Raw genomic sequence first — 553 nt, forward strand, 5'->3', positions numbered from 1 at the left:
CCGCCGCTTCCTCCAGCAGGTGCGCCTCAAGTACCCCGGCAACGACGCCGTGCTGCGCCGCCTCTCGATCATCGATGAATCGGGCGACAAGGCCGTCCGCATGGCCCACCTCGCCACCGTCGGCTCCCACCACGTCAACGGCGTCGCCGCGCTGCACAGCGCCCTGGTCAAACAGGACCTCTTCCCCGAATTCGCCGCCCTCTGGCCCGAGAAGTTCACCAACGTCACCAACGGTGTCACCCCCAGGCGCTGGGTCGCCCTGGCCAATCCCCAGCTCTCGGCCCTGCTGGACACCTCGATCGGCGACGGCTGGGTGCGCAACCTCGATGAGCTGCGCCAGCTGGAGCGCTACGCCGACGACAGCGGCTTCCTGGAGCACTGGGGAGCCACCAAGCTCTCGGTGAAGCGCCATCTCACCCACTACATCCATCGCCATACGGGCGTGCTGGTGGATCCCGCCTCGATGTTCGACGTGCAGGTGAAGCGCATCCACGAGTACAAGCGCCAGCACCTCAATGCCCTCCAGGTGATCGCCCAGTACCTGCGCATCAAG

1 protein-coding gene is annotated in these 553 nt (G+C 66.5%); it reads left to right on the forward strand.

Annotated features, from left to right (window positions below; translation table 11 throughout):
- A partial coding sequence (locus KUG39_RS17050) for a glycogen/starch/alpha-glucan phosphorylase (RefSeq protein WP_216916625.1) occupies positions 1-553 on the forward strand: 553 nt, incomplete at both ends.

The sequence above is a fragment of the Synechococcus sp. CCAP 1479/10 genome, from assembly GCF_019038515.1.
GTDB lineage: Bacteria > Cyanobacteriota > Cyanobacteriia > PCC-6307 > Cyanobiaceae > Cyanobium.